Genomic DNA, 5,312 nt, shown 5'->3' on the forward strand with positions numbered 1-5,312 from the left:
TCAATTCTATATAGTTATAATTATACTGTGTTTTCTCCGAAAAATAAACCCTCTTTCGAGGGATTAATTGACTGAAATCAAAAATATTTTTGCTCTTAACTAGTTATAAATTTTGCGGAATTTACGTAATAATACAGAAAGAATTGCAATTTGTTTGAAGAATACAAGTGGACTATTTATAACTATTTTTTGTCTAATAGTCTTTTGCATTACTTCTTTAGTAATTTTTGCCACTTCTTCTCGGTGTGTTTTTATATATATACTTTTTTCGACAGAAGAAATAAGTTGATTTTTATCGCCTATTAGTTTTCTTTCTTCAAGAATCTTCTGCGTTACTATTTTTTCAGCTATACGTTCTGAAAGGTTAGTTTCTGTCAAAAGGAAACTTTCGACAGATTCAAATAGCCTATCGTTTTTCATGCCTCACTCTTCTTTAATGCCTCATCGATACATCTATTCATAAAATCGGCGATAGAGGTATCAATATGCTGTCCGGAGTGGCGTAATTCATATGTTTTCTCAGCTTCGGTATCCAGTTCAAAAATTACAAGCTGGCATATCCTTAAGCCGCTACATATTTTTATAGGATTTGTTCCTATATTTTTTAAGGCTATTATCTTATGGCCTGAAAATCCGGGATTTATATATTGAGTAAGGGAGGCATCAATACCAGCATAAATTAAGCTGTTTCTGTTGAAAATCGCTCCATTATATGATTGGGATAATTTAATTTCTTCCGCAGATTGGCCGACAATAAATTTACCGGGATTAAGAATATAGCCAGCAGACAGGTCTATTTTTTGCCAGCACTTTTCCCAGTCGGTTCTTTCTGCAATATCAACAATTTCTCCTTGTTTAAAATTCGGAACAAAAGCCAATTTATCCAGCGTTAAATCGATGCTTCCGGGCTGAATATTGCTTTTATCCAAAGGTTCTACTACAAGTTCCTTATTTGAAATCAAAGTAAAAATTGAGACATCACTTAGTGCTGACATGTCAATCTCTAGGTATAAGAAATTCGTACTGATCAGTTTAGTTTATTTATTGTTTCTTAGCAATTTCATTTATAATATATTGTTTGTTAACAAATTTATTTTGTTCCTTCAGCTTGAGCGATGGCGTCTTTGTCCGCAGCTACTCTTGTAAGAAGCTCCGCGCCTTCTCCAACCAGGTCTGCGCCTTCTCCGAGTAGCTTTTCGCATCGCCCGAGGCGCTCTTGGTTACTGTCTCCGGCAGCGGCGGCTGCTTGCAGATCACTTTCGGCTCGGGTGTCTGCGATGTCGCGCACCCGGACAGCAGTAGTCCGCAAACTGTGAGCGCTAGCCAAGGCTTTGTCCCGTTGAGCCAGCGCTGCAGATAGTTTCTTGGTTTGTTCCTCATATTTTTCCTGAGCCTCCTTTTCCACAGCATCAGATTTGGCTTTCCAATCAGCTTTCAGCGAAGCGATCTGGGCTTCGTATTTGGCCGCGGTTTGCTGATGGCCATATTGATAGCCGATGAAGAAAATACCGACAGCAACAATGATCACAGCAACCGAAATTGCAAGTGTTTTATTCATTTTTGCAATTACTTTTATTTGATATATTAAATATTTTGTTGTATAATTATCCTATCTTTGATGAATAGGAGATTGAATGAAACTTTCAGAGCTTCTCAGGCTGTTAAGGTCAAAGGGAGCAAAACTTGAGGGACACGGAAAAGAACACGATGTGTGGTCAAGGAACGGAAACCTAGTTACACGAGTTCCACGACACGCAAAGGAAATCAAAACCGGAACCTTAAAGAAAATCCTCAAAGACCTCGACATTAAGTAATAAATCCCCGGGCTCAAAAACCCGGGGGACCTGAGAGGCCAAGATCATTCAATGCAAACAATGACGACTTACAACTTGAAAGATTTTCTCGCTTATCCCGTTCGATACGAGACCTCCGATGACGGTATCGTAACGGCATACTTCAGAGATTTTGACGGCACCACCCAGGCCGATGACGCGGGATCTATCGACCGGGTTGCTCTCGACTGGCTTGTTTTGAGCGGAACGGTTCTTCCGAAACGGCATGAACTCATCCCCAAAGCCTCTGCGCCTCAAGCCGGAGAAAAGGTTCTCGAAATTTCTCCAACCATCGCTTTGAAGTTCATTCTCCGGAATGCGATGACATCCAGGAATCTTCGCCCTTCTGATCTTGGGAGGATTCTCGGCATGTCTTCTCAGGCGATAAACGCCTTGCTCGATGTATACCGGGAAGGTACGAGATTCGATTCTCTTTTCAAGGCGCTTCAGGCTTGTGGTTGCGAAGTGTCAATTACATCTGTTTAAGGTAACGCCATGGCAACACAAATATCGAAATTTTCTACCCTTAATATCAGCGCCTACAACGTCCCTGATGTCGGCGACTTTATCAGTCTTACGCAAATGGCTGCCAGTCAGGGCGGACAAGATCTGCTGACAGAATGGCTCAAAAACAAAAACACAATTGAATTTCTTGAAGTTTGGGAAAAATTAAACAATCCGAACTTTAATGATTCTGCCTGCCAAACAATACTAATGCAGGCTGGAGTCAACAGATTCCGACTCCCTGTAAAAAAGTGGGTTTCCGAAACGAACGCCATAGGCATAGTTGCGCGTTCCGGCAGATACGGTGGAACATTCGCTCATATTGACATAGCCCTTGAATTTGCCGGTTGGCTTAGTCCAACACTCAGGTTATATGTTATTTCTGAGTTCAAGCGCTTCAAACAACACGAGGGCGAACAACTCGGATGGAATGTTAATCGCTTGTTGTCAAAAACAGCGTACAGGCTTCATACAGATGCCGTAAAAGAAATGCTCGCTTTTGACCATGGCGATGATTCAAAGTACGTATACGCCTCGGAAGCGGATTTGTTGAATATGGCTGTTTTTGGACAAACAGCCGCAGAGTTTAAAAAATCCCATCCTGACTTTAAGGGGAATATGCGCGACGTAGCCTCTGTTGATCAGCTTTTGGTCCTCGCACAACTGGAGTCTCAAAACGCATTGCTTATAAAACAAATGGCATCAAAACAAGAGCGCTTCAATTATTTGGTTAAAGAAGCCGCTCGTCAGCTTGAATCTTTAAAGAAGAGGCCGCTTCTTAAAAACGCCGAGCATAAGTAGCAGTACATATTGTGGTTTTCTAAAACTGGTGAATTGACCAGTTTTAGAAATTCATCATTATAATCAAAGTAATAGAAAACCTAATCTGTATCAAAATGTAACAATGCCACAATACTTAGCCCCATGTGAATGGGGCTTTTTTATTGCCGGTTCATCATGCACGTCCGGTATTCCTTCTCTCTTCTCTCGACTAACCCGGGTACTTTTTTGCCCTTGAAGTAGCACCAGCGCTTGATTTCGCCGCACGCCACGACATAGTCGCCTTTGTTCAACCTCTTCACAAGCGTCGACTTGCAAAACGCCCCGGCCCCGATGTTGTAAGAAAGCGACAGATACGCATCTAGTTCCCCTTGGCTTATCGGGACTTTGATGCAGTTACTTATTCCGGCCTTCGCCATCTCGGTATCCCGGTACAGTCTCTGGAGCGCCTGTGTCGGCTCGATAGTATCGCCTTTCTTCACTCCCGTTGTCGTACCCCATCCGATAGTCGGGGCATCGCCCTTTACCGGAACATAAGCCACCGAGGAATAGCCTTCGTACCCGGCGATCCCTACCAACGTGGCGGCTGATACGGTCATGGCTGCTATTTGATAGCGATTCATAGGAACCACTCCTTGAAGCAATGGGCGACATAGAGGACAGCGAGTGCTGTGCCGCAAAGAGACAGGGCCCATCGGGTCAAGCGAACAACCCACGGTAAGTCAGAATCTTTCTTCATGATCAGCCACCTCAAAATCGGAGTTAATGCCGCTATAATTTCAGTCACGGGAACTAGCCTCGTTTATAAGTTTCCGTCCACCCCGGAAGAGCGCCCACTCTTGCTGGGGTTTCTGTTATTCATCCTTTTTTGATCTAAGCCGATCCTTCAGCGCCTGGATGCCAGCTATCGCTTTCGGGATCGCCCCGAGGATGAGAAGCGCTGTATAGATCAGAGTCAGCAGCTGAACAAGCTCGCCAAGCGTCAGTCCTGCAAAATCCATTCCAGCCACTCCTATCGGAAAAGCACCCTTAGCTAGAGTCGGGGTATTAAAAAAGCCGCCAACTCGGGCGGCCGTCTTGTCTAAAAATCTTGACTGAGTCGTGCACATGGTCAGCCCTCCGCCGGCGCATACGATTCGAGCGTCAGGCCGAACAGCAGCCAAAACACGGCCTGAAAGATCGAAAACTTGTAGGCAAACTCGTTTTTGCACGTGAGCGTCCGCGCCAGCCCCTCGATCTGCGGGCAGGCGCCGCGGCACATGGAAAGAACAAGGCACCTGCGGCATTCGGGACGCTCGCTCCACGGCTTGAAACAGCGAGAGATATCCACGCCCTCCAAATCCTCTATCCTCCCGACAAACTTGTCCGGTGTGCAATGATCGTGGCACGAAAGTACGTCCCCGTTTAGATTGATTGCGGCGTTATCCGGAGAATGCATGCAGCACTTAACTGCTCTCGGGTTCAGTCTTTTTCGATTCACCAGCATCTGGATGAGGCTGCGGCACTGTTGCTCCAGAGCCGGAAATTTATCCCACGGTCCGGATGTCATTGCTGTAAAAATATTTTTTTGGAGCGCAAGCAACTGCTTATCTGAGAACATCAATTCTTTATCTGTCACACCTACATGGGTCATGATGCCTTCGAAATTGATAGGCACAATACCCAGGCGGGAATGAATGTATTCAATGATCTGCCCTATATCTGTGTTTGCCGGGGATAAAACGCAATTAATATTGCAGCGAAGCTTCGAGAAGGCAAGGCGCCAAAGATCGACCATCTTGGGGTCGTCCAAGGGATCCTTTCCCCTCAGCTTGTATCCCTGGCCGTCGTGGCTGAATGTCAAATCGATTCTGTACTTTTCACAAAACGAAATCTTCTCCGCGGTAAGTAGCGTCCCATTTGTGATCATGGCAAACCGGACGTTGGGATACATTTCGCGCAACTGAGGAACAAGATTTTTAATAGTCTTCCAATAAACAAAAGGCTCTCCACCCCAGAGTTCGATGACGCCAGTCACGTTGACGTTGCCGGCCTTGAGCTTTGCGATGAACGCGGGTACGTCCTTGGGTCCCCAGCACGCCTTCTCTAAAGCTCGATCCGACTGCGCGCAATAACGGCAATGCATGTTGCAGCGAAGACCTAACTGAATTCTCAGATCGTATAGATCCTTGCTCTTGTTGTCGGAGAAAATCTGTG

At 45.2% G+C, this 5,312-nt stretch carries 9 protein-coding genes; 3 read left to right on the forward strand and 6 right to left on the reverse strand.

The genetic code is table 11. From position 1 onward, the window contains the following. Positions 1-99: 99 nt before the first annotated feature. The 3 genes from MAF45_RS11095 to MAF45_RS11105 form a co-directional block, all read right to left on the reverse strand. A complete protein-coding gene (locus MAF45_RS11095) occupies positions 100-420 on the reverse strand; it encodes a hypothetical protein (protein ID WP_237980699.1) in 321 nt (106 codons plus the stop codon). Continuing rightward, on the reverse strand, positions 417-995 hold the full coding sequence (dcd, locus tag MAF45_RS11100) for a dCTP deaminase (RefSeq protein ID WP_237980702.1): 579 nt from the start codon (positions 993-995) through the stop codon (positions 417-419). The genes MAF45_RS11095 and dcd overlap by 4 nt, the downstream gene beginning before the upstream one ends. A 95-nt stretch (positions 996-1,090) precedes the next feature. Continuing rightward, a complete protein-coding gene (locus MAF45_RS11105) occupies positions 1,091-1,558 on the reverse strand; it encodes a hypothetical protein (protein ID WP_237980704.1) in 468 nt (155 codons plus the stop codon). A gap of 76 nt (positions 1,559-1,634) precedes the next feature. On the opposite strand from MAF45_RS11105, the gene MAF45_RS11110 reads away from it, so the two are divergent. The 3 genes from MAF45_RS11110 to MAF45_RS11120 are packed head-to-tail and all read left to right on the forward strand — an operon-like array spanning position 1,635 to position 3,137. Next, positions 1,635-1,814 carry a type II toxin-antitoxin system HicA family toxin gene (locus MAF45_RS11110; RefSeq protein WP_237980706.1) on the forward strand — a complete coding sequence of 60 codons (180 nt, stop codon included), beginning with the start codon at positions 1,635-1,637 and terminating at the stop codon, positions 1,812-1,814. Between the two features lie 60 nt (positions 1,815-1,874). Next, the gene (locus MAF45_RS11115) at positions 1,875-2,318 is read left to right on the forward strand and encodes a hypothetical protein (protein WP_237980708.1); all 444 of its coding nucleotides are present in this window, start codon (positions 1,875-1,877) and stop codon (positions 2,316-2,318) included. A gap of 9 nt (positions 2,319-2,327) precedes the next feature. Next, a complete protein-coding gene (locus MAF45_RS11120) occupies positions 2,328-3,137 on the forward strand; it encodes a KilA-N domain-containing protein (protein WP_237980710.1) in 810 nt (269 codons plus the stop codon). 140 nt (positions 3,138-3,277) lie between these two features. Here MAF45_RS11120 and MAF45_RS11125 read toward each other — a convergent pair whose 3' ends face one another. From MAF45_RS11125 to MAF45_RS11135, 3 genes are all read right to left on the reverse strand, one after another. Further along, entirely contained in the window at positions 3,278-3,739 is a 462-nt protein-coding gene (locus MAF45_RS11125; RefSeq protein ID WP_237980716.1) for a lysozyme, read from the reverse strand. Between the two features lie 231 nt (positions 3,740-3,970). After that, a complete protein-coding gene (locus tag MAF45_RS11130) occupies positions 3,971-4,117 on the reverse strand; it encodes a hypothetical protein (RefSeq protein ID WP_237980712.1) in 147 nt (48 codons plus the stop codon). Between the two features lie 110 nt (positions 4,118-4,227). Then, positions 4,228-5,312 (reverse strand): radical SAM/SPASM domain-containing protein (locus tag MAF45_RS11135; RefSeq protein WP_237980714.1); only part of this gene is annotated, 1,085 nt, incomplete at its 5' end.

It is taken from the genome of Mesosutterella porci (assembly GCF_022134585.1).
In the GTDB taxonomy this organism is placed as follows: Bacteria; Pseudomonadota; Gammaproteobacteria; order Burkholderiales; family Burkholderiaceae_F; genus Mesosutterella; species Mesosutterella porci.